General features: G+C 58.0%; 22 protein-coding genes. 16 read left to right on the top strand and 6 right to left on the bottom strand.

From position 1 onward, the window contains the following. Nucleotides 1–48: 48 nt before the first annotated feature. Together E4T21_RS18590 and E4T21_RS18585 are read right to left on the bottom strand one after the other, a co-directional pair. Complete coding sequence (locus E4T21_RS18590) at nt 49–2,976, bottom strand: insulinase family protein (protein ID WP_240349218.1); 2,928 nt, start codon at nt 2,974–2,976, stop codon at nt 49–51. Next, nucleotides 2,976–3,662, bottom strand: a complete 687-nt coding sequence (locus E4T21_RS18585; protein WP_149286455.1) for an SOS response-associated peptidase — start codon at nt 3,660–3,662, stop codon at nt 2,976–2,978. The genes E4T21_RS18590 and E4T21_RS18585 overlap by 1 nt, the downstream gene beginning before the upstream one ends. Nucleotides 3,663–3,896: 234 nt before the next feature. On the opposite strand from E4T21_RS18585, the gene E4T21_RS18580 reads away from it, so the two are divergent. Both E4T21_RS18580 and E4T21_RS18575 read left to right on the top strand, forming a co-directional pair. Then, a complete protein-coding gene (locus tag E4T21_RS18580) occupies nt 3,897–4,517 on the top strand; it encodes a TetR/AcrR family transcriptional regulator (protein WP_149286454.1) in 621 nt (206 codons plus the stop codon). Continuing rightward, on the top strand, nt 4,514–5,215 hold the full coding sequence (locus E4T21_RS18575) for a 1-acyl-sn-glycerol-3-phosphate acyltransferase (protein ID WP_338036105.1): 702 nt from the start codon (nt 4,514–4,516) through the stop codon (nt 5,213–5,215). Before E4T21_RS18580 ends, E4T21_RS18575 begins: the two co-directional genes overlap by 4 nt. Nucleotides 5,216–5,301: 86 nt before the next feature. Here the strand turns inward: E4T21_RS18575 and E4T21_RS18570 are convergent, their stop codons facing one another. After that, a complete protein-coding gene (locus E4T21_RS18570) occupies nt 5,302–6,597 on the bottom strand; it encodes an HlyC/CorC family transporter (protein ID WP_149286453.1) in 1,296 nt (431 codons plus the stop codon). 100 nt (nt 6,598–6,697) lie between these two features. Further along, nucleotides 6,698–7,498, bottom strand: coding sequence for a cytochrome C assembly family protein (locus E4T21_RS18565; RefSeq protein WP_149286452.1), 801 nt, complete (start codon nt 7,496–7,498; stop codon nt 6,698–6,700). 166 nt (nt 7,499–7,664) lie between these two features. On the opposite strand from E4T21_RS18565, the gene ffh reads away from it, so the two are divergent. The 14 genes from ffh to E4T21_RS18495 all read left to right on the top strand — a co-directional run bounded on the left by ffh (nt 7,665) and on the right by E4T21_RS18495 (nt 20,011). Then, nucleotides 7,665–9,050, top strand: a complete 1,386-nt coding sequence (ffh, locus tag E4T21_RS18560) for a signal recognition particle protein (RefSeq protein WP_149286451.1) — start codon at nt 7,665–7,667, stop codon at nt 9,048–9,050. A gap of 259 nt (nt 9,051–9,309) precedes the next feature. After that, on the top strand, nt 9,310–9,558 hold the full coding sequence (gene rpsP / locus E4T21_RS18555) for a 30S ribosomal protein S16 (RefSeq protein ID WP_149286450.1): 249 nt from the start codon (nt 9,310–9,312) through the stop codon (nt 9,556–9,558). A 146-nt stretch (nt 9,559–9,704) separates the two neighbouring features. Further along, nucleotides 9,705–10,247, top strand: a complete 543-nt coding sequence (gene rimM, locus E4T21_RS18550; RefSeq protein WP_149286449.1) for a ribosome maturation factor RimM — start codon at nt 9,705–9,707, stop codon at nt 10,245–10,247. 38 nt (nt 10,248–10,285) lie between these two features. After that, entirely contained in the window at nt 10,286–11,080 is a 795-nt protein-coding gene (trmD, locus tag E4T21_RS18545) for a tRNA (guanosine(37)-N1)-methyltransferase TrmD (protein ID WP_149286448.1), read from the top strand. A 124-nt stretch (nt 11,081–11,204) separates the two neighbouring features. Next, the gene (gene rplS / locus E4T21_RS18540; protein ID WP_149286447.1) at nt 11,205–11,561 is read left to right on the top strand and encodes a 50S ribosomal protein L19; all 357 of its coding nucleotides are present in this window, start codon (nt 11,205–11,207) and stop codon (nt 11,559–11,561) included. Between the two features lie 166 nt (nt 11,562–11,727). Then, entirely contained in the window at nt 11,728–12,630 is a 903-nt protein-coding gene (gene xerD / locus E4T21_RS18535; RefSeq protein WP_149286446.1) for a site-specific tyrosine recombinase XerD, read from the top strand. Nucleotides 12,631–12,633: 3 nt separating this feature from the next. Further along, nucleotides 12,634–13,362, top strand: coding sequence for a DsbC family protein (locus E4T21_RS18530; protein WP_149286445.1), 729 nt, complete (start codon nt 12,634–12,636; stop codon nt 13,360–13,362). Between the two features lie 130 nt (nt 13,363–13,492). Continuing rightward, on the top strand, nt 13,493–14,809 hold the full coding sequence (locus tag E4T21_RS18525; RefSeq protein ID WP_149286444.1) for a homoserine dehydrogenase: 1,317 nt from the start codon (nt 13,493–13,495) through the stop codon (nt 14,807–14,809). A 75-nt stretch (nt 14,810–14,884) separates the two neighbouring features. Then, a complete protein-coding gene (thrC, locus tag E4T21_RS18520; protein ID WP_149286443.1) occupies nt 14,885–16,276 on the top strand; it encodes a threonine synthase in 1,392 nt (463 codons plus the stop codon). Nucleotides 16,277–16,340: 64 nt separating this feature from the next. Next, on the top strand, nt 16,341–16,958 hold the full coding sequence (locus E4T21_RS18515) for a glutathione S-transferase family protein (protein WP_149286442.1): 618 nt from the start codon (nt 16,341–16,343) through the stop codon (nt 16,956–16,958). Between the two features lie 209 nt (nt 16,959–17,167). Continuing rightward, nucleotides 17,168–18,877 carry a single-stranded-DNA-specific exonuclease RecJ gene (locus E4T21_RS18510; protein ID WP_420827747.1) on the top strand — a complete coding sequence of 570 codons (1,710 nt, stop codon included), beginning with the start codon at nt 17,168–17,170 and terminating at the stop codon, nt 18,875–18,877. 115 nt (nt 18,878–18,992) lie between these two features. Beyond that, entirely contained in the window at nt 18,993–19,229 is a 237-nt protein-coding gene (locus E4T21_RS18505; protein ID WP_149286440.1) for a DUF4160 domain-containing protein, read from the top strand. Further along, nucleotides 19,210–19,461 carry a DUF2442 domain-containing protein gene (locus E4T21_RS18500; RefSeq protein ID WP_149286439.1) on the top strand — a complete coding sequence of 84 codons (252 nt, stop codon included), beginning with the start codon at nt 19,210–19,212 and terminating at the stop codon, nt 19,459–19,461. The genes E4T21_RS18505 and E4T21_RS18500 overlap by 20 nt, the downstream gene beginning before the upstream one ends. A 133-nt stretch (nt 19,462–19,594) precedes the next feature. Beyond that, nucleotides 19,595–20,011, top strand: coding sequence for a VOC family protein (locus E4T21_RS18495; RefSeq protein ID WP_149286438.1), 417 nt, complete (start codon nt 19,595–19,597; stop codon nt 20,009–20,011). 101 nt (nt 20,012–20,112) lie between these two features. Here E4T21_RS18495 and E4T21_RS18490 read toward each other — a convergent pair whose 3' ends face one another. Together E4T21_RS18490 and E4T21_RS18485 are read right to left on the bottom strand one after the other, a co-directional pair. Then, a complete protein-coding gene (locus E4T21_RS18490) occupies nt 20,113–22,674 on the bottom strand; it encodes a heavy metal translocating P-type ATPase (protein ID WP_149286437.1) in 2,562 nt (853 codons plus the stop codon). Further along, nucleotides 22,671–23,096, bottom strand: coding sequence for a MerR family transcriptional regulator (locus E4T21_RS18485; protein WP_149286436.1), 426 nt, complete (start codon nt 23,094–23,096; stop codon nt 22,671–22,673). The genes E4T21_RS18490 and E4T21_RS18485 overlap by 4 nt, the downstream gene beginning before the upstream one ends. Between the last annotated feature and the right edge of the window lie 17 nt (nt 23,097–23,113).

The raw sequence follows: 23,113 nt of genomic DNA, 5'->3' as shown, positions 1-23,113 counted from the left end.
GCCCGGCCACTGGCCGGGCGTTTTATTGCAAGAAGTGACGACAAGAACCTATTGATGATTAGCGGGCTGAGCCTCCGCTGCCTTCTCATCATCCTTGGTGGACGTGCCATCGTCATCCTCGGGCAATACCGGGAGCTGGGCCTTGAGATCTCTGGTATCGCTGGGCTTGGCGCCAGGATCAAAGGCGACATCGACAACGTGCTGATCCAGGGTCGACCAGGTTGATAGCAGCTCGTCGGGAGTGACGTCGAGCACAGCCTTGGCCAGACGCTCGTGGCGATCAAAGGCTGTGTCGCCGAAGGAAAGTTCATTCCACAGGCGATTGGCTCGTCCTCCCAGGCTAGTGTCGCGCTGGACGATGCCGTCATGCACCGCCTGACGATAGGTGGCCAGGTCGTCATCCTGGAGTTCGCTCAGGTATTGCGGAATACCTGACAGGAAGGCGGCGACATGCTTGGTCAGCTCTTCGCTGCGGGTTGTCGGTGATTGCACCAGCAGGCTGATGCCTGGAGCTCTCAGCAAAGGAGAGTAACCAGCACTGACGACATAGCCCAGCTGTTGCTCTGTGCGCAGGCGCTGATAGAACGGTGTCTCCAGCAGCTTACCCAATACGGCCATTCGAGCCTGGGTTTCGATGGACTGATCCAGGCCCTGGAGGTAGCGCAGCAACAGGGACTCCTCGCGACTGGAGTCAGGGGTCAGCGTCGCGAGATTATCTGCCTGGAGCACTTCCAGATCAGGAATCTCGTCAGCTGTCAGTTGCGGAGAAAGGGCCGAGATGACTTGCTTGGCTTCCTTCTGGACCAGATCTGCATCCGTATTGCCTACAGCCAATGCCTGCAAGTGGAGGTTGGCAAGAAAGGTGTCTCGATACTTGCGCAGGTCGTCGGCATCAATGCCTTCCAGGACCTTGAGCTGTGCTCTGGGGGACCACTGGGGGCTCATCAGTGTCTCGGTCAGAATGCGTTGGCCCTGGTAATAGAGCGGATCCTGAGGAGCATTGCGCCAGCCACGTGACAGGCCATAGCGAACTCGAGCAACGCTGTCATCGTCGATCTTGCCATGCTGGAGTTGTTCCAGCACTGCGTCGATGACCTTGTCCTGACGGTCGCGCCAGCCGTTGAAAGACAAGGTCATGCCACGAGCGTGGGCATAAGCATCATAGCCCTGGCCTGCAAGACGAGCTGCATACAGATGCTCATTGAGGCTGTCATTGAGCCATCCCGCCAGCAACTGAGTAAGCACCGCCTGGCGTGGCGTCTGACTGGCTTGTGGGTTTTGCAAACTGAAGCGCCAGGAGACTTCTGGAGTGTCGAACTCGTTATCGGCCTTGAACCAGACATCCGCCTGATCTGTGTCGATCAATGCCTCCGGACGCTCCTGATGGACATCGAGAAGGCTCAGATCTTGGGCGATGAAGGGGTTGGGCTCGGGCAAGGCCAGACCATCCAGGGGGTCGGCTGCCCTGATGCCCGGAGATACTTCCTTCCAGGGGACGTTGTAGTAGGTGGTGCGTTGCTCGCTTTCCACCTCAGGGCCGCTGTACAGACGCAGCATACGCTCTGGGCGAAGATCGTCGAGCAGTTCTTCCACCTCGGACTTGTCGAGGCCATCCATGCGGAAGCTCTCACGATTGACATCCTTGAGAGGATAAAGCGTCAGACTCATGGACAAGCGCGTGGCTTCATTCATGGCGCCGCCATGCTGCTGGAACTGGAAGGCTTGCTCCGACAGACTGGCCTGCTCGTCATAGCGAGCTTCGCTGATGCCTTGATTACGGATCAGGCCGACAGTGGCAAACAGGCTAGCCTGGATACTATCAATATGCTTGGCGCCTTCCGGCGTCAGGCTGACATCCACGGAAAACAGCGCATGCTGTCCATCTCCGTGAGCGACGCCTGCGGACAGGGCATCCGCCCAGCCTTCTTCACGCAGTCGACTGAGCAGACTGCCAGGCCCTTCGTGACCGAGCAGATTGGCGATGTAGCCGGCAGGTTTGGTTCGATAGGTGAGAATCGAGTCTGGCACGGGGAACATGAAGCTCACCAGACGACTATCGCGAAGTGACTTGAACTCTACTGCCAGTGGCAGATGGGACTCATCCGCCAATGGCTCGGTAATGGCTTGCCGCTCCAGGTCGCGATTGGGGATGGCGCTGAAGTTATCGTTGACCAGTTTGATCAGCGTGTCCATGGACAATGGCGCCACAATGGCCAGGTGCATGACGCCTGCGCCATAGTGGTTCTGATAGAAGTCGATGATTCGATCACGCAGACTGGGTTCGCCCTTCGGGCGATCGGCCAATGTCTCGGTGCTGCCTACTGAAAAGCCGACGGTAGCGTTGGCAGGGTTGAGCAGAGTGTCCAGGACTTCATTTCCGCGGCGCCCATCGTCGCGCAAGCGGGACTGATATTCGGAATGTACTACCTGGCGCTCATTGCCCAGGCGGTCAGCGTTGAACAGAGGATCGATGAAAAAGTGGCTGAACCTTTCCAGAGCCCCGGAAAAGGCCTTGGGTTCTACTTCAAAAAAATAGTTGGTGTCCTGTGAAGCAGTGAAGGCATTGTGAGTACCGCCATGCTGCGTGATATAGCTCTGGTAGGCATCGCTGTCCGGGAATGCATCGGTACCCAGGAACAGCATGTGCTCAAGCAGATGGGCCAGGCCCTGAAGGTCGTCCGGGTCCTGGGCGCTGCCCACGGAAACGTTCATGGATGCAGCGGCCTTGTCCGCCTCCGGGTCGCTGACCAGCAGGACCTCCAGGCCGTTATCCAGCGTCACGACGCGATAGTCGCGGGTGTCATGAGGGCTGACGATGGGGTGGGCAACCTGGGCAATGGCCTCGCTGGCATCGACAGGGGGAGTGGCCTCGGAAGCAGTGGCTGCCAGACTCAAGGATGACGCCAAAGGCGTCAATGTCATCAATAACGTAGTGGCGAGGACGCAGACGCCTCGCCGGGGGGATATTGCGGCCATCAGCTCTCCTGTTCAGGTAACTGGCGCATCATTCTGCCAATGGGGTGCGCGCATGATGGATCTTGTTCGCGCGGATTGTTTACACGTCTAGATACCGGGAAGGCGCCCAACAGTTCCCCAGACGTTGGCTTAAGTAACCCTTCAAGAGCCTCCTGGTTGCTGTCTGGGGTCAGCCATGTGGCGGCATCATCGCTTGAGATGATGGCTGGCAGGCGCTCAGAAAGTGGTTCCAGAAAGGTTGGGGATGGCACCGTAATGAGGGCAAAGGAATCGTTGTAATGACAAAGCGTAGTGTGAAACCGGCACCAGATCGCGGCCAGCAGTAATGGCCCTCGGTCGGAGCGAGTGATCAGGTACGGTTGCTTGTAGCCAGGGCCTGGTCGCCAGGCATACATGCCTGCCACCGGTATCAGGCAGCGTCGTGCCCGAAAGGCTTCCCGGAACATGGTGCGCTTGCCCAGGTTTTCAGCTCGTGCGCAATGAGGAGCGTGATCAAGCACCTTGAGCCATGGAGGTGTCAGGCCCCAGAACAGCTGGGCAAGCGTCGGTCGCCCGGATTCCAGTCGAATGGCTGACAGTGCCTGGCGCGGTGCCATATTGACACCGGATATTGTCGCCACTGGCGCGATCATGTCCGGTAGTGCGCTTTCGATGCAGGAGTGTGGGATGTAGAGCCGTCCAGTCATGATTTCCAAGGTTGCCCGGAGGCGAATAAGAGCAGCATATGATGGAGTGCCAAGCCTTCGAAGGGAACCTTTGCACTAAGCGCTTTACTGAATGAGTAACAGTGGATGCAAGAGGCGACATTGGAACGGCTGGATGAATAAGCTGTCGAAAACACTGTTCGATTAAGTTATCCTCAGGATAACATGACAAAATGACTGCCGCTTGAACAGACGGCAGCATGTGTGAGGAATCTCATGGCCCGTCCCAGACAGCATGCTCCAGAAGAGCTTCACGCTCAGGTGATGGCCGCCTGCGATGCATGGCTGGCCGATCAGCCTGTGCATGAACTTTCCCTGCGCTCCCTGGCCCGGGATGTGGGCTGTGCGCCGAGTACCTTGCTCAAGCTGTACGGTAGCTTCCATAACCTGTTGCAGCATGTCAATCTGGAAAGCTTGGGGCGTCTGCGCTGTGTCATCGAGCCCTTGCTGGCCGATACGACGCCGCCGGCCGAGCGGCTAAAGGCCCTGGCCTTGGGATACTGGACCTTTGCACGCCAGGCTGCCCATCGCTGGCAGCTGCTGTTCGATTATCCGCTGGCGCAGGAAGGTGAGCTGGATCAGCGCCAGAGCGACATGATCGAGGCCCTGTTTTCCAGAGTGGAAGAGGCGCTCAAGGAGTATGAGCCCAACCTTGATGATCTTGAGGCCCGCCGTCTGGCTCGTACGCTGTGGGGTAGTGTTCACGGCCTGGTCCAGCTAGGGCTGAATGATCGCCTCGGCTATTGGCAAGGAGGGGCCTTTGCCGTTGAAGAACTGCTGGACCAATTATTGGATACCACCTTGGCGGGCTTGGCCCATAAATTCAGTACTCCGTGATATCGATTTTTCTCTGGGCTCTCGTCGTCCTCGCTTTTGCGGCCTATATCTGGCACTTCTTCCGTCACCCGGCGGTGCATCTGCGTTGCATGGTGTTTGGCCTCATTCATATACTCTATCGCCTGCGCTTTCGGGGGCGCTCTCATATCCCTCGCCATGGTGCGGCATTGGTCGTGTGCAACCATGTCAGCTTTGTTGATGCCCTGGTGATAGGCGGTGGCTGCCCCAGGCCGGTGCGCTTCATGATGGACAAGCCGATCTATGAGTCGAAGTATCTCAATTGGCTATTTCGCATGGTGGGTGCGATCCCGGTGGAATCCGACAGGCGGGATCCAGGTAATGTACGTCGCGCCCTGGATGAAGTCAGTCGGGCATTGCGCCGTGGTGATGTCGTCATGCTGTTTCCAGAAGGACGTCTGACCACCTCAGGTGAAATAAACACGTTTCGCCGTGGTTTGGACCTGATCCTGACGCGAGATCCTGTACCAGTGATTCCTGCTGCCATGTCCGGCTTATGGGGTTCCTGGACATCTCATCGTCATGGCCGGGCCTTGTCTCGGTGGCCCAGGCGTTTCCGTGCCCAGGTTGCCCTGTATTTTGGTGAGCCAGTTGCACCAGAGTTGGCTACTCGGCAGTTGCTGGAAAGTAAGGTTCGGGAACTGAAGGCTGAAGCTGACCAATGGACCGGCAACCAGTGAGGGCATGCCAGTGCAATGCCCTTGTGCAGGTTTCAAATGCAGGCGTTGGAAGTCAGGTGGGGTCTCACTCCTGAAACGCCTTTTGCTTACTTCTCGTTGGCGTCGTCAGCCGGTCGTCTGACTGCGGCTGGCCAGCAACATATTGAAGTGATCAGGTTGTCGCGGATTTCCAGAATCTCCATACGAATGTTGCCGATCTGAAGGCTGGTCGGGCCGTTGGGGAAAGACTCCAGATGTTCCAGGATGAGGCCATTGATGGTCTTGGGGCCATCCGTGGGTAACTGCCAACCCAAGGCCTTGTTGATATCGCGGATGTTGGCGGTACCCTCGATCACATGACTGCCATCGGGGCGTGGTTGCATGCCGATGTCCATGGCTGCAACATCAGTGGTGAACTCGCCTACGATCTCTTCAAGAATGTCTTCCAGGGTCACCAGACCCTCCACATCCCCGTATTCGTCGACCACAATGCCAATGCGCCGTTTCTGCGTCTGGAAGTTGAGCAATTGGGTGTGTAATGGAGTGGATTCAGGGATGAAATAGGGCTCGCGAGCTTCCTGGACAATGGCCGCCTTGGTCACCTCCGGAAGGGACAGAAAACGCGCGGCATTGCGGAGATGAAGCATGCCAATGATGTTGTTGATGTCGCCCTTGTAGATAGGCAGGCGAGTGTGCTGGCTGGTGCGGATCAGGGTCAGAATGTCGTCCAGCTCGTCATCCAGGTCGATGCCTACGACCTCGTGGCGCGGCACCATGATGTCATTCACGGTGACATTTTCCAGGTCGAGTATAGACAGCAACATGCCCTGGTGCCGGCGGGGAATCATGGTGCCCGCTTCATGCACGACGGTACGCAGTTCATCCCGGGTCAGGTGGTCGGCCCCTCCCTCGATGCTCTTGATGCCGAGCAGCCGCAATAATCCATTGGAAATGGTATTGACCACCCAAACCAGCGGATAGAGCAACTTGAGCAAGGGTTCAAGGATCATGGAAGCCGGGTATGCAATGCGCTCAGGCTTTACCGCAGCAAAGGTCTTGGGGGTTACCTCTGCGAAGATCAGTACCACAATGGTGAGAATGGCGGTGGAGATAGCGGGCCCACTGACGTCGCCAAAGAAGTGGATGGCGATGATGGTGGCGATGGAGGCTGCCAGGTTGTTGACGAAGTTGTTGCCAATCAGGATGACGCCGATCAAGCGGTCCGGGCGGGTCAATAGGCGCATGACGCGCTTGGCGCTGCTCTGCCCTCTGCCTGCTTGATGACTCAGTCGATAACGATTGATCGACATCATGCCGGTCTCGGAGCTGGAGAAGAAGGCGGAAAGTGCAATCAGCACGAATAGCAGGCCAAACAGCAATCCCAGGGGGAAGTCGTCGTTCAAGACGTCGGGTCCTTGGTCACGGGTGAGGTTCGATTTGTAGGGGGGTGATGGCAACCTGTCAAGGCAACACTATGCTCAGTTCATGGTTGAGGGTCAGGCATCAGTTGGCTGTTAGCAACACTTCAAGCACAAATTTGCTGCCGAAATAGGCCAGTAACAGGACGATATAACCGCCCAGTGTCCAGTGTACGGCACGCATGCCTCGCCAGCCCAGACGGTGGTGGCAGATCAGCAAGGTGGCGAATACCAACCAAGCAAGCAGCGACAGTACGGTCTTGTGTACCAGGTGTTGGGCAAACATGTCATCAAGGAAGATGATGCCGCTGCCAATGGCAAGTGTCAGCAGCCCCATGCCGACCCAGATCATCTCGAACAATACCCTTTCCATCGTCGTCAGCGGCGGCAGTGCTTGAACCACGCCGCGGATTCTATGATGCTTGAGGGCCTTGTTCTGGATGCCGACGAGAACTGCCTGAAGGGCTGCAATGGCTAGAACGGCAAAGGCCAGGGCAGAGCTGGCCGCGTGCAGGGCAATGCCGGGTGTCATGCCGTTCGTGCTGGCCGGCGTCGGCATTTCGGTGCCCAGCAGCAGCACCAGGCCAGAGAATGGGAAAAGAGCGGCGGCAATATTCAGTACGGGCTTGAACATGCTGAGGACCAGCAGCAACAGCCCAGCGAGGCCGGTTATCAATACTGCGCTGGTCGAGAAGCCAGGCAGCAATGAGCCATCTGCCATTAGCAGTCCAATGGACACTATCAGGTGCAGTGCCACGGCCAGGCCGCCGAGGCCGCGCACCAGAAGGTTTCGCGGTGGTACGCGACGCAATAGGGTAAGAGCCTGCCATGAGGCAGCGGCCAGGTAAAAGACGAAGGCCATCAAGGCCAATGGAAACGCCTGCATGCTTGCTGTCCGTGCGCCTTGTTAAAATCGAGGGATGCCCTGCGAGGGCCTACTATAACGTATCTCATTCTCGCTGACAGCCAACGCATGGAGCCCGGGACCGAGTAGGCGTATAATTCATCCCCAAATGCTCAGGCTGCGCGATGGCGCACCGTTGGAGAAGTTCATGTTTCAGAATCTCAGCGAGCGTCTATCTCAGACGCTGAAGTCCATCAAGGGCCAGGCGCGCCTGACCGAGGACAATATCAAGGATACCTTGCGCGAGGTGCGCAAGGCGTTGCTTGAGGCAGATGTGTCTCTGCCAGTGGTCAAGGCTTTCATCGAGCGGGTGCGTGAACGTGCCGTGGGCCAGGAAGTGTCGCGCAGCCTCTCGCCAGGCCAGCAGTTCGTCAAGATCGTTCAGCAAGAGCTGGAAGCGACCATGGGCGAGGCCAATGAGGGGCTGAGCCTCAAGGGCGCTCCTGCCGTCGTGCTGATGGCGGGCTTGCAAGGGGCAGGCAAGACCACTTCCGTGGCCAAGCTGGCGCGTTTTCTGCGCGAGCGCGAAAAGAAGAAAGTCCTGGTGGTTTCGGCCGATGTCTACCGCCCGGCAGCCATCGATCAGCTTGAAACTCTGGCCAAGGAAGTCGAAGTCGACTTCTTCCCGTCGAGCTCTGACCAGAAGCCGGTGGATATTGCTGAGTCGGCAATCAAGCACGCCAAGATTCAGTTCCATGATGTGGTGATCGTTGATACGGCCGGTCGTCTGGCCATCGATGAGGCCATGATGGATGAGATCAAGGCATTGCATCAGGCTATCGATCCGGCCGAGACCCTGTTTGTGGTCGATGCCATGACCGGTCAGGATGCCGCCAATACAGCACGGGCCTTTGCCGATGCCCTGCCGCTGACAGGTGTGGTGTTGACCAAGGCGGATGGTGATGCTCGTGGTGGTGCAGCCTTGTCGGTACGCCATGTTACGGGGCGCCCGATCAAGTTCATGGGTGTCGGCGAGAAGGTTGATGCACTGGAACCTTTCCACCCCGATCGTGTGGCCTCGCGTATTCTGGGCATGGGCGATGTGCTCTCCCTGATCGAGGAAGCCGAGCGCACTGTCGACAAGCAAAAAGCCCAGAAGCTGGCGCAGAAGGTCAAGAAGGGGCAAGGCTTTGACCTTGAGGACTTCCGTGAACAGCTCCAGCAACTCAAGAAGATGGGGGGCATGGGTGGCCTGCTTGGCAAGTTGCCAGGCATGGGGCAGATGGCTGAACTGGCTCAGGGGCCTGGTCCCGAGAAGGAGCTGGGCAAGCTTGAAGCGTTGATCAATTCCATGACGCCTGCCGAACGTCACCAGCCGGACATCATCAATGGTTCGCGCAAGCGCCGTATCGCGGCAGGTGCAGGCCTGCAGGTGCCGGACCTCAACCGTCTGCTCAAGCAGCACAAGCAGATGCAGAAAATGATGAAGAAGGCAGGCAAGAAAGGCGGCATGCAGAAGATGATGCGGGGCATGTCTGGAATGATGGGGCCCGGCGGTGGCATGGGCGGACCTGGGGGTATGCCCCGGCGCTGAGCCGAGGGTAAGCCCTTGAGATGCGCTGTATCCTGGTCACCAGGGGTGGAGGGCGATAGGGCCTTTGTTGCCCGTGCCTTGCAAGGAGGGGCGGAAAAAGGTTCCCATGATGGCTGCTTTTCCGTAAAATACCGCCTCTTCACTGGAAGGACCGTGTTTTTCGCGGCCCTTGTCGTGTCGTGAGCGCACTGTGGTGGCGATGTTTTCGTCATCGTATGCGCTTTTATCAATCGTAGTTCAACCGAAGGACAGTCAACGTATGGTTACCATTCGTCTGGCACGTGGTGGCGCCAAGAAGCGTCCCTTCTACCACCTGACCGTGACCGACTCCCGCAACTCCCGCGATGGCCGTTTCATCGAGCGTCTGGGTTTCTTCAATCCTGTTGCCCGTGGCCAGGAAGAGCGTCTGCGCGTCGATCTGGATCGCATTGCTCATTGGCAGTCCCAGGGCGCCCAGCTGTCTGGTCGCGTCGCTGAGCTGGTCAAGGAAGCACGCAAGCAGGCCTGAGTGTCATCCAGGTCGAGGTGACACAGCGAAGCCTGCTGAATGTCACCATGCAGTAAGGTAACTGGAAATAGGCTGACGGTATGCGTCGCCAGTGTTTCCAGAAGGTGTGAATCAGTTTGTCGTCAGCAGGAGTCATGGAGTCGCCAATGAGCCAAAGCGCTGTGCGCCAATCGGCCGACGACTACGTCGTGTTGGGCAAGCTGACCAGTCCTTATGGCATAAAGGGCTGGATGAAGGTGTATTCGTATACCTCCCCCATGGAAGGCATTCTCGATTATGCCGAGTGGGTGCTCCGCCGTGATGGAGAGGTTTCACACCATCGTCTCAAGCAGGGGCGTCGCCAAGGGCGAAGCCTGGTGGCTTGTCTTCAGGGCATAGATGATCGTAGCCAGGCTGAAGCCATGGCCGGTGCGGAAATTCTGTTGCCCAAGGAAGCATTGCCTCAGCTCGACAGTGGCGAGTACTACTGGTATCAGTTGGAAGGCCTCAAGGTCATCACGCTGGAAGGTGTATGCCTCGGGCGTTTGGCCTACCTGTTCGAGACCGGTGCCAATGATGTCATGGTCGTCAAGGGCGAGGGTGCCCCGGATGATCGTGAGCGTCTGCTTCCCTTCTTACCCGACGATGTGGTCAAGCATGTCGATCTGGAAGCAAGGGAGATGCTGGTCGACTGGGACCCGGATTTTTGATGCTGGGTCATCGGTAGTACCGACAGGAGACTAGTGCTGTGTGGATTGGTGTAGTGTCACTGTTTCCCGAGATGTTCGAGGCGATTACTTGCCACGGCGTTACCGGGAGAGCGGTCGAGAAAGGCCAGGTGACGGTGGAGTTCTGGAACCCCAGGGACTATGCCACTGACCGTCATCGTACTGTGGATGATCGCCCCTATGGCGGAGGCCCCGGTATGTTGATGAAGGTTGACACCCTGCGCAGCGCCATTCATGACGCCCGTGCGCGTGCCGAGCAGGCCACTGGTCAGCGGCCGCGAGTGATCTACCTGTCCCCTCAGGGGCGCAGGCTTGATCAGAAGGGGGCGCAGGAGTTGGCTTCAGGTCCGCCTCTTGTCGTGGTGGCTGGACGTTATGAAGGCATCGATGAGCGTGTGGTAGAAGCGGATATCGATGAAGAATGGTCCATCGGAGACTATGTGCTCAGCGGCGGTGAGCTGCCGGCCATGGTTCTGATCGACACGGCGGCAAGGTTGGTGCCTGGCGTATTGGGGCATCAGGATTCCGCGGTCGAGGACTCGTTCAATGATGGGTTGCTGGATTGCCCGCACTATACGCGCCCGGAGGTGATCGATGGGCGGCGGGTTCCGGAAGTCCTGCTCAGTGGCCATCATGGCAATATTCGCCGATGGCGCATGAAGCAGTCTCTGGGACGCACCTGGTTGCGTCGACCGGACTTGCTGGAAGGCAAGGAACTGGCACCGGAACAGCAAGCGTTGTTGAAAGAGTTCATGGACGAATACGCCGATCAGGCGGAGGTGCAATCCGCTTCCTCGGAAACAGGGCCGTCCTGAGTCCCGGGTTTCTGCGGATTCGCGTCACAAACCGACCCGCTCTCGTGCTGCGAGTGCCGGGATCACGACCCACCGGCATCCACTATCGATCGGTGAGTCACAACATTTTCAGGAGTTTGACGATATGAGCAGCAAGAACAAGGTGATCCAGGCACTCGAAGCCGAGCAGATGAGCAAGCAGGTGCCTGACTTCGCTCCGGGCGACACCATTGTCGTTCAGGTCAAGGTCAAGGAAGGTAACCGTGAGCGTCTGCAGGCCTTCGAAGGCGTGGTTATCGGCAAGCGTAATCGCGGCCTGAACTCCGCTTTCACCGTGCGCAAGATTTCTCACGGTGTTGGCGTTGAGCGTACTTTCCAGACTTACAGCCCGCTGGTTGACTCCATTGCTGTCAAGCGTCGTGGTGACGTGCGTCAGGCCAAGCTGTACTACCTGCGTGAGCGTAGCGGTAAGTCTGCGCGCATCAAGGAAAAGCTGGCTTAAGGCTGCTGAATGCCTGATCGGGAGGGGCGCCTCATGGCGTCATGCTGATGCATCTGGTGCTCCACCCATATCAGCGCTTCATGCTGCTTTGATTGACACCCCGTCACCGCTCTCTGCGGGGCGGGGTGTCTTGTCATTGAGCCAGGGAATGCCAAGGCGATAATTGATGACCCAGCAAACGGCCGATGCTCTGATCGATACTTTTCTCGACGATTTATGGCTTGGGCAAGGTGCCAGCGAGCATACCCTGTCAGCCTATCGGCACGATCTGAATGCGTGGGCAGCTTATCTGGTTGAGCAGCAGGGCGGGGAATTGCTGAGCCCAGATGAGTCTCTATTGCCGCGATGGCTGAGTGAGCGCAGGGCCAATGGTTACCAGTTGCGCAGTAACGCGCGTTTGCTGGCGAGTCTCAGGCGTTTTTATCGCTGGGCGCTGTCAGAAGGGCGCATCACTGAGGATCCGCTGACCGGAATCAAGCTACCGCGGGTCAGGCCGTCACTGCCAGATACGCTCGAGGAGCAGGAAGTCGAGCGCCTGTTGGCAGCCCCGCAACTGGATACTGCCATTGGCATGCGCGATCGGGCCATGTTGGAAGTCCTCTATGGTGCCGGGTTGCGGGTCAGTGAATTGGTCGGACTGACCACTGATGCCGTCAATCTGCGTCAGGGGGTGGTCCGGGTGCGCGGCAAGGGCGACAAGGATCGGCTGGTGCCGCTTGGTGAAGAGGCTTCCCACTGGCTCGAGCGCTACATTCGTGAAGCGCGTGGTGCATTGATGATGGATATCACCAGGCCGGCGTTGTTCCCCGGTCGCCACGATGCGACCATGACTCGCCAGACCTTCTGGTATCGGATCAAGCATTACGCCAAGGTGGCTGGTATTGACCGCCCATTATCGCCGCACACTCTGCGGCATGCATTCGCCACTCATTTATTGAATCATGGGGCGAACTTGCGTGTCGTACAGTTGCTGCTGGGACATGCCGACCTTTCGACAACCCAGATATATACACATGTGGCGCAGGCAAGACTGGAAGCCCTGCATGCCGACCATCATCCTCGAGGCTGATCTATGAATCGTACTCTTCCCGCCATGACCCTGGCCATCTCGATGTCCTGTGCAGGCTTGGCCCAGGCTGCCGTGCCCTCCAAGCTGCAGAATCTCGAGGTCGACGGCAAGGAGATGCCTGTCGAGGAAGTGCTCGAGTCTCCCATGGAAGGCCTCTATGAGGTTCATCTTACCAGTGGCGAGTCTTTCTACACCGACTCTGAAGGCAGCTATTTTCTGCTTGGCGATCTGTATGAGAATGGCCCCGAAGGCCTGGTCAATCTGTCCGAGAAAAAGCGTAATGAGCGCCGCGCCGACAGGCTGACTGCCATTGCGGACGACGATCAGGTCATTTACCGAGGGGCAGATGAACCCAAGGCGGTGATTCATGTGTTCACTGACACAACCTGCCCGTATTGCCGCAAGTTCCACGAGGAAGTCCCCAAGCTCAATGAAATGGGCATTCAGGTCAATTATCTGGCTTTCCCGAGAGGCGGCATGCTCAGCGAAGGAGCTCGTGAGCTGACTCGTGTATGGTGCTCCGACAATCGCACGGAAGCTTTGACCGCGGCGAAGCAGGGAGAGGTTCCTGAAGAGGCTGCAAGCTGCGACAATCCCGTGGAGCAACAGTATCGTCTGGGACTGGAAATGGGCGTGCAGGGCACACCTGCCATCGTGCTGCCCGACGGTCGTCTGGTGCCAGGTTATGTGCCTGCTGATCGCCTGGCAGGCATGCTGGGCGTCAAGAGCTGACAAGGCACCAGGTACTGATAGCGTTTCATACCGACAAAGAGCCTGGGATCTTCACCCAGGCCATGTCCTCGAGGGACATTTGCTGCGACACCTGCCGTAGGCAGAAACAACCAATTGAGGGAGAAACATCTTGAAACCGGTGAGAGTGGGAATCTGTGGCCTGGGTACCGTCGGAGGCGGAACCTTCAATGTCCTGACACGTAATGCTGATGAGATTGCGCGGCGTGCCGGGCGGCCTATTGTGATTGAGCAGGTTGCTCATCGTCGTCCCAATCCTGCCTGCGACCTTACCGGTATTAATACCACCAACGATATCTTTGCCGTGGCATCCAATCCCAACGTGGATGTCGTGGTGGAACTGATCGGTGGTTACGATGTGGCTCGTGATCTGGTGCTCACTGCCATTGAAAATGGCAAGCATGTGGTGACGGCCAACAAGGCACTGATTGCCGTGCACGGCAACGAGATCTTCAAGGCGGCTCACAAGAAGGGCGTCATCGTGGCCTTCGAGGCGGCGGTGGCCGGAGGGATTCCGGTGATCAAGTCCTTGCGCGAAGGACTTGGTGCCAACCGTATCAGCTGGGTGGCCGGTATCATCAATGGCACCGGCAACTACATCCTCACGCACATGCGTGATGAGGGGAGAACCTTCGAGGACGTACTTGCCGAGGCCCAGGCGCTGGGGTATGCCGAGGCAGATCCCACTTTCGATGTCGAAGGCATCGATGCTGCTCACAAGCTGACGATTCTGGCCTCACTGGCTTATGGTGTGCCGCTTCAGTTCGACAAGGCCTATACCGAAGGCATTTCCCGAGTCACTGCGGAAGATGTCGAGCAGGCTGATAATCTGGGCTATATCATCAAGCACCTGGGAATTTCCAAGCGTACTGATCATGGTCTGGAGCTGCGTGTTCATCCTACCTTGATTCCCAAGGAGCGCCTGCTGGCCAATGTTCATGGGGTCAAGAATGCTATCGCTGTAATGGGCGATGCTGTGGGACCGACGCTCTACTATGGAGCGGGAGCCGGCGCTGAGCCGACAGCTTCTGCGGTAGTGGCTGACTTGCTTGATGTGGCTCGCGATATTTCCACCGAGCACCGTTATCGTACGCCTTATCTGGCCTTCAGTGGTGTCGACGGTGACTGCGATTCGCTGCCGATCATGCCCATGGAAGATATCACCACGGCCTATTATCTGCGCCTGCTGGCTGTGGATCGGCCGGGTGTGCTGGCGCGTGTCGCCACGATCCTTTCCGAGGAAGGTATCTCCATCGAAGCGTTGATCCAGCAGGAGGCAACCGAGGGTGAACTGGTGCCGATCATCCTGCTGACCCATCGTACGCTGGAAAAGCACATGAACGAGGCCATTCGCCGTATCGAAGCTCTGGCCGATATCGCGGGTTCCGTCACTCGTATCCGCGTGGAAAGCCTCGACGAACAGGACTGAAGCCCGGTGACGCCGATGGCGTCACCTTCGCTGGATTCATAGGCCGCGGCCACCTGCCGCAGCAAGGAAGACAAGATGCGTTATATCAGCACTCGCGGGCAGGCGCCTGCACTTTCCTTCGAAGACGTCGTGCTCACCGGCATGGCATCCGATGGTGGTCTCTATGTGCCTGAGACCTTTCCGACCCTGAGCAAGGAAGACCTTGCCGAGATGGCGGGCCTGTCCTATGCCGAGATTGCCTTCCGGGTGATGAAGCCCTTTGTCGGCGGCGAGATCGATGATGCCACCTTGCGTGGCCTGATCGAGGATGCCTATTCCACGTTCAGCCATGATGCTGTAGTGCCTTTGAACCAGCTGGATGCCAACCACTTCCTGCTTGAGCTGTTCCATGGCCCGACCTTGGCATTCAAGGACGTTGCCTTGCAACTGCTCGGTCGTATTCTCGACCACTTCCTGAAGAAGCGTGGCGAGCGTGCGGTGATCATGGGCGCAACTTCCGGTGACACAGGTTCTGCTGCCATCGAGGGTTGCCGCCACTGCGATAATCTCGACATCTTCATCCTCCACCCGCATAACCGGGTATCGGAGGTGCAGCGGCGCCAGATGACTTCCGTGCTGGCGGACAATGTCTTCAACATCGCTATTGAGGGCAACTTCGATGATGCCCAAGCTATGGTCAAGGCCAGTTTCGCCGACCAGAGCTTCCTCAATGGCACCCGCCTGGTCGCAGTGAACTCCATCAATTGGGCACGGATCATGGCCCAGGTGGTGTACTACGTGGCATCTGCTGTCGCGGTCGGTGCTCCCCAGCGTGAAGTCAGCTTCTGTGTCCCCTCGGCCAACTTCGGTAATGTCTTTGCCGGTTATGTGGCCTACCGTATGGGGCTGCCGGTCAAGCAGTTCATCATTGCCACCAATGCCAATGACATCCTTCATCGTACCCTCGCGGACAATGACTTCTCCAAGAAGGAGCTGCTGGCGACCCTGGCACCGTCCATGGATATCGTGGTGTCGTCCAACTTCGAGCGACTGTTGTTCGAAGCCTACGAGCGTGATGGCAATGCCGTTGCTGAACTGCTGATGCGTTTCCAGAATGAACCGACAGTGCTGGCAGAGGCTCCGCTGGAGCGCCTGCGTGGCAAGTTTTCCAGCCATAGCATCGATGATGCCACCATTCTCGAAGTGATTCGTGAAGCGCATCACCGGACTCAGGAAATTCTCGATCCACATACCGCCACGGGTTACCGTGCAGCGGAGCGCGAGCGCAGCGATACTGTTACGCCGATGATCACGCTGGCAACGGCCCATCCCGCCAAGTTTGCCGAGGCAGTAGTCAAGGCAGGATTCCCAGGCGTGCCTCTGCCGCCACATATGGAAGACCTGCTGGAGCGGGAAGAGCGCTATAGTGTATTGCCAGCAGAGCTCGGTGCGGTACAGGCCTATGTCGCCGAGCATCGTCGCAGCTGATCAGTACCGCGTTTGATGGGTGTTCCAAGGCTTGGGTTTGCTTCAAGGACAAGGGAGGTTGTCGATGCGTCTACTCGGTCGTGATAACTCGGTCAACGTCAAGAAGGTCATGTGGTGTGCTCATGAGCTTGGCTTGCAGTTAGAACGCGTGGACATGGGAGGTCCCTTCGGAGGCCTCGACAGCAAGGAGTATCAGGCGCTGAATCCCAACCGCCTGATTCCTGTTCTGGAAGATGGCGAGTTGGTTATATGGGAGTCCAATGCCATTCTGCGTTATATGCTGGCCACTTATGGTGATGGCAAGCTGGGTAGCCACAGCCCGGCCAGCCTGGCGCGCAGCGACATGTGGATGGACTGGGTCCTGTCCACCTTGTCCGGTCCATTCCGCGATCTTTTCCAGAACAAGGTACGCAAGACTGAGGAGACTCGTGACCATGCTGCCATGGCCCGGGGTCTTGCTGTCACCGGTGAGAAACTGGCTGTCGTCGACCATGTGCTGGCCGAGCAGGAGTGGTTGTCCGGCAATGAGTTTGCCATTGGCGATATTCCCATGGGGTGTTATGCCTACGGCTGGTTCAACATGGATATCGAACGCCCTGAGCTGCCGCACCTGGAAGCCTGGTATCAACGCCTGACGCAGCGTCCTGGTTACCGGGCGCATGTCATGTTGCCGCTGACCTGACAATATTCAGCTACGAGCTACGAGCTACGAGCTACGAGCTACGAGCTACGAGCCTCAGGGCCAACGCCGCAGGCTCGTTCGTAGCTTGCGGCTTGACGCTTACTTATCAAGAGAACTCCATGTCATCTTTGCCAGTCGCGGGGAATGAGGCCTTGCCGCGTCCCTTGATTCTTGCTCGTCCATTCAACGAAGCATTCCATCAGCGTGCTATGGCGGCAGGGTTGACGGAGCTGCAGGCTCGGATACTGGTAGGCCGCTTGCGTGACTATACCGGTGACATTGAGGCCTTGGTGGATCCTGGTTTGCGCCATCTGGCACACCCTGGGCGGCTGGCGGATGGCTCTCGGGCGGCCGAGCGCATTGCTCAGGCGGTAGCGGAAGGTGAGCATATTGGAATTCTCACCGACTACGACGTGGACGGCATCACCTCCCATGTGGTGATTCGGCGTACGCTCAATGAACTATTCGGAGTGCCTCGGCAGCGCCTGCATAGCTTGATCGGCCATCGTATCCATGATGGTTATGGCATCAGCATGCCGCTGGTAGAACGTACTCTGAAGCTTTCTCCACGCCCCACCCTGGTCATCACTGCCGACTGTGGCTCATCCGATGAACCTCGTATCGCTCGGCTCAAGCAGGCCGGGATCGATGTTGTGGTCAGTGATCATCATGCGCTGCCCATCGAAGGCCCACCGCCTTCTGCATATGCGACCGTCAATCCAACCCGCAGTGACTGCGATTATCCGGATGCCACGATTGCTGGTTGCATGGTGGCCTGGTTGGTGATGTCGCTGGCTCGGGCAACCCTGATCGAGCAAGGGGTGCTGGAGGCGGATACGCCCAAGCTTTCTCCCTGGCTGTCCTATGTGGCCCTTGGTACGGTGGCCGACTGTGTCTCCCTGGGGGGCAGTGCCATCAACCGGGCTGTCGTGCGTCATGGCCTGACGTTGATCAACCGCATGAATGAGCCCTGCTGGCGAGCCATGGCTGAGCGGCTGGGAGCGGATAGTATCCCTTTCAATGCAGAGACGCTGGGTTTCCAGATGGGCCCTCGCATCAACGCTCGTTCTCGCCTGGATGATCCCTATGCCGCGTTGCACTTCATGCTGGCAGGCAGTGATGATGTCGCTCACAGGCATTTGGCTGTATTGGATGATGACAATCAGGCGCGCAAGGCCATCGAGGCTGATATGGTCGAAGACGCCAAGGTCCTGGCGAAATCTGCATTGCTCGAGGATGCTCCGGCTATCGTGGTATATCTGGAAGATGGACATCCTGGTGTGCAGGGTATTGTGGCCTCGCGCCTGGTGCAGGCCTATGGACGGCCTACACTGGTTCTGACCCCCGCTGCCGAGGCCGGTATGCTGACAGGTTCTGGCCGTTCGATAGAGCAGCTTCATCTGCGCGATGCCTTGCAGCGTACCCATGAACTAGCGCCAGAGACACTGCCGCGCTTTGGCGGGCATCGTGGCGCTGCGGGCGTCGGAGTTCCCTTGTCTTGCCTCGCCGATTTCCGCAGGGCCTTTCTCCAGGCAGCCGGGGAGCAACTGGAGGGTATTGAACTGGCTCCCAGGATATATACCGATGGCGAGCTGAGCATCGCTCAGCTGGATCTTGCCACCCTGGATGAAATCGAAGCTCTGGGTCCCTATGGGAGGGAATTCGAATCTCCCTTGTTCGAAGGCGAGTTTATCGTCGAACGACTGCGGCCAGTGGGAGATGGCAGCCATTTGATGATGGAATTGTCCCTGGGGCGTATGAGCTGGAAGGCCATCTGGTTCCGTGCTCTTGTACCTGGCGAGCTGCCTTCCTTCTCGGAAGGTGCCACCCTGCGTTGTGCCTACAAGCTCAATCGCAATCGATACCGTGGACGTGAGTCCCTGCAACTGATGATCGAACATGGCGAGGCCAAGGGCTGAAGAGATTTAGTGTGAAGCATTGATCGTTCTTGGACGTGGTCGTCATGGGTTAGTAAAGGAAACAGAAAGAAGAGCCTTCCTTGTATTCTGAGCACTACGCGCATGGAGTGCTCTTATGCCCACTGTTCTGCGACAAAATGGCTTTCGTTTTTACTTCTATAGTCATGAGCCAGATGAGCCACCGCATGTACATGTAGACTACAGCAGTGCCTCCGCCAAGATATGGCTGCATGATATTACCATTGCCCGCAATATTGGCTTTTCGGCGAAAGAGGTGGGTAAGATTCAGCGTATAGTGCGCGAGCATCAAGAGACGCTACAGGAGGCTTGGCATGCATTCTTTGGTATCTGATACAGACCTGCGGGTCATGTCTGTCACTGTTGATGACAAGCGTCTAATCGTTGACTTGATGGATGGCCGCACTATTGCAGTGCCTCTCGCATGGTACCCTCGGCTGGCCAATGCGACTCCCGAGCAGCGCAATAACTGGGAGTTGGCTGGCGGTGGTTATGCCATTCATTGGCCGGACATCGATGAAGATCTGAGTACAGAAGGTTTGCTGCAAGGCCGAAAGGCGCCATGAATCCCTGCAACTGATGATCGAACATGGCGAGGCCTGCTAGTGCAGGTCGCCAGTACGGATAGCCTTGGCATATGACCTAAGCTGTGGACATACAGGTAAAGATTTCATCATTGCTGGCGCAGAGGAGGCGAGCATGCCTCAGCTTAATGCCGTGCTGGAAACGGCACTCTATGTAGCAGATATGTCCCGTGCTCGAGCTTTCTTCGAGGAAGTGATGGGCCTGTCTCCCTTTACTGCGGATCATCGCTTCACAGCCTATGAGGTAGGACCTTCCGTACTGCTGCTTTTCCTCGAAGGAGAAACCCGGGAAACCGTTGTCCTGCCCCAGGAGATGGGGACGATTCCACCGCATGATGGTAATGGACCGGTGCATATGGCGTTTTCCATCGATGCAGATGGCCTGCAGGACTGGGAGCAGACCCTCAGCGCTCATGGCGTGGCCATCGAAGGGCGCACCCATTGGCCCAAAGGCGGTGAGAGCCTGTATTTTCGTGATCCCGACGGCCATCTTTTGGAGTTGGCTACGCCGGGTATCTGGCCAAACTACTAGGCTTTCCCGATAAAGCCCGGCTTTCCCCTATCAATGGCTTAGCCAGAACCACCACACGATCAGGGCAATCAAGCCAAGTCCGGCAAGGGTAATGATCAGGCTCATGAGTTTCCCTCCGTGCATTGGCCGATGCGCGCCAGGCGCAGGCGGTTGGCGTTACCGACTACGGTAATCGATGACAGCGACATGACCGCTCCAGCAATCACGGGTGACAACAGCATGCCAGTGAACGGGTAGAGCACCCCCGCTGCAATAGGAATGCACAAGGTGTTGTAGCCCAGGGCCCCCCACAGGTTCTGCTTGATATTGGATAGTGTTGCCCGGCTGATCTCGATGGCATCAGCGATGCCATGAAGAGATGAGCGCATCAGGGTGATGCCAGCGCTTTCGATGGCGACATCGCTGCCCTGGGCCACGGCGAAGCCGACATCGGCCCGGGCCAGTGCCGGAGCGTCATTGATACCATCGCCGACCATGCCTACCACTTCACCATTGCGCTGCAGGAGTTCGATTTCGCTGTGCTTGTCCTCTGGTGTCAAGTCGGCCTTGATCACGTCGATACCGACCTGGGCACCAATGGCTTGTGCAGTAGCGGCGTTATCTCCCGTCAGCATGACGACCTTGAGGCCTTCCTGCTGGAGTCGAGATATCGCCTCTTGGCTGTCGGCACGCAGCGGATCCTGAATGGCAAAGGCGGCTGCCAGCCGTCCGTCTACAGCCAGGTAGACCAGGCTGCGAGCCTGGGATTCCCAGTGCTCGCGATCTTCACCAAGGGCGGCCAGGTTGGCGCCAGCATCCTGCATCAAGCGCTCATTGCCCAAGGCCAGGGCATGCCCATCGCTGTCCAGAGCGGTCACACCACGTCCGGTCACGCTCTGGAAGTCACTGATCTCTGGCATAGTGGTTGCCTCACCAAGGACACCTGTTGCGTGGTGGACCAACGCTTCTCCCAGCGGGTGCTCGGAACGACTTTCCAGGGCGGCCACCAAGCTCAGCAGCTCACGCTCGTTTCCTTGTACAACACGGCTGCCGGTGACCTGGGGTTTACCCTCAGTGAGGGTGCCGGTCTTGTCGACCACCAGGGTCGTGATTCGGCTGGCCGTCTGCAGTGCATCACCAGAACGTATCAGCACCCCATGTTCGGCAGCCTTGCCGACACCGATCATGGTGGATAGAGGGGTCGCCAGGCCCAAGGCACAGGGGCAGGCAATGATCAGGACAGTGGTCGCTGTGACCAGCATGTGAATGACATGCGGCTCGGGCCCGAAGTGATACCAAGCCAGGGCGGTCAGCACTGCCAGAATCATCACGCTGGGTACGAACACGGCCGACACCCGGTCTGCCAGGTTACCAATCGGAGGCTTGGAGCCTTGGGCCGTGGCGACCTGCTCGGTGATGCGGCCGAGGCGAGTATCGGCACCCACGCGTGTCGCCCGATAGAGCAAGGATCCTCGGCCGTTGACAGTGCCTGCGTTGACCTCGTCGCCGGGGCTGCGCAACACGGCCAAGGGCTCACCAGTGAGCATGGACTCGTCGATATGGCTTTGCCCTTCGACCACTTCGCCATCAACGGGCAGGCGCTCTCCTGGGCGTACTCGAACCAGGTCACCTTCCGTGACATCGTCGATAGGCAGATCGACTTCCTTGCCATTGCGTACGACTCGAGCGCTCTGGCTCTGAAGGTCAAGCAGGCGGTGCAGGGCTTCTGAAGTCTTGCCTTTCGCCTTGAGCTCCAGGGCATGGCCCAGAAGAACCAGGCCAATGATCATGGCAGAGGCTTCGAAATAGAGACCATGGGCGATCTTCGGCAGCCAGGGAGCTGCAATCACCACCGCCATGGAATATAGCCAGGCCGCTCCGGTGCCAATGGCAATCAGGGTATCCATGTTGGCCTGGTGATGGCGGGCAGCTTTCCAGGCATTGGTGAAAAAGTGCCTGCCGGGGCCAGCCAGGATGGCCAGTGTGGCCAGGCCGACCGCTCCCCAGCCAACACGAGCCATGCCAATGGGGGCGGGATGATACAGCAGCATGCTGATCATCAGAGGTATGGCCAGTGCCAGAGACAGCAGGCTGCCGCGCAGCATGCGCCGATATTCACGTTGGTTATGTTCGACGCGACGTTGCTCGGCCTGGCGCAGATTGACGATGGGCTCTGCACTGTAACCGGTCGCCTCTACCGCCTGTATCAAGGCGCTGCTGTCGGCAGAGCCGCGTACCCGTGCGCTATGAGATGCGAAATTGACCTCGGCATTTTCTACCCCAGGAACTGCGGCCAGTGCCTTCTGCACACTGGAAACACAGCTGGCGCAGGTCATTCCCTGAATCGACAGGTGCTGGGTGGAAGAGGTGGTTTCACTCAATTCCTGCTGGAGTTCCCCCTTGCCTGACGGCGATGGCCAAGAGCTGTCTGCCTCGGGCATGGCTCCAGCATCTTCTTCATCATCCTCTGCAGTGGTCTCTTCAGCAGGGTAGCCAGCGTCGCGCAGGATTGCATCGAGCTGGTCATCGGATAGCTGCGTTGCGACCTCCAGACGTTTGGCGTCAGGCATGCCTTCCACCAAGGCAGCATCGTCGGCAGCGGTGATGGCCTTGCGCATACGACCGACGCAGCCCTGGCAGCTCATTGCCGGGACATGACGAATCTTGGGGGCTGGTGCATTCATGCGTCTTCCTCCTGTGATGGCGTCGGTACGCTTTCGATCAAACGGCAAAGGCTATGTCCATCGGGAACACCATCGGGCATTTTTTCCCAGGTTTTCATGGCCTGCTCCATGCGCGAGGCCAGTTCCTCAAGCTCACGAATACGGCGGCGGATCTGAGGCAGGCGGGCGGCCAGCAAGTCGCGCACCATCGGGCAAGGCGAGTCACCGTGGTCGGCGTGACCGAGGATGTCGTGGATTTCGGACAAACTGAAGCCCAGGGTCCGGGCACGCTGGATGAAGCCGAGGCGTTCCAGGTCCTGGCGATCATAGTGGTGATAGCCATTACCAGGGTCGCGGCTTGGTGCCAGCAATCCTTCGCGGGTGTAGTGACGCACTGTCTCAGCGGTGACGCCGGCCTGGCGAGCGAGTTCACTGACTTTCATCTGCCTCTCCTCTTTAT

Origin of the sequence: Halomonas binhaiensis, from assembly GCF_008329985.2 — a bacterium.
Lineage (GTDB): Bacteria > Pseudomonadota > Gammaproteobacteria > Pseudomonadales > Halomonadaceae > Halomonas > Halomonas binhaiensis.
The sequence above is the reverse complement of the archived record's forward strand: the minus strand, read 5'-3'. Positions and strand labels throughout refer to the sequence as shown.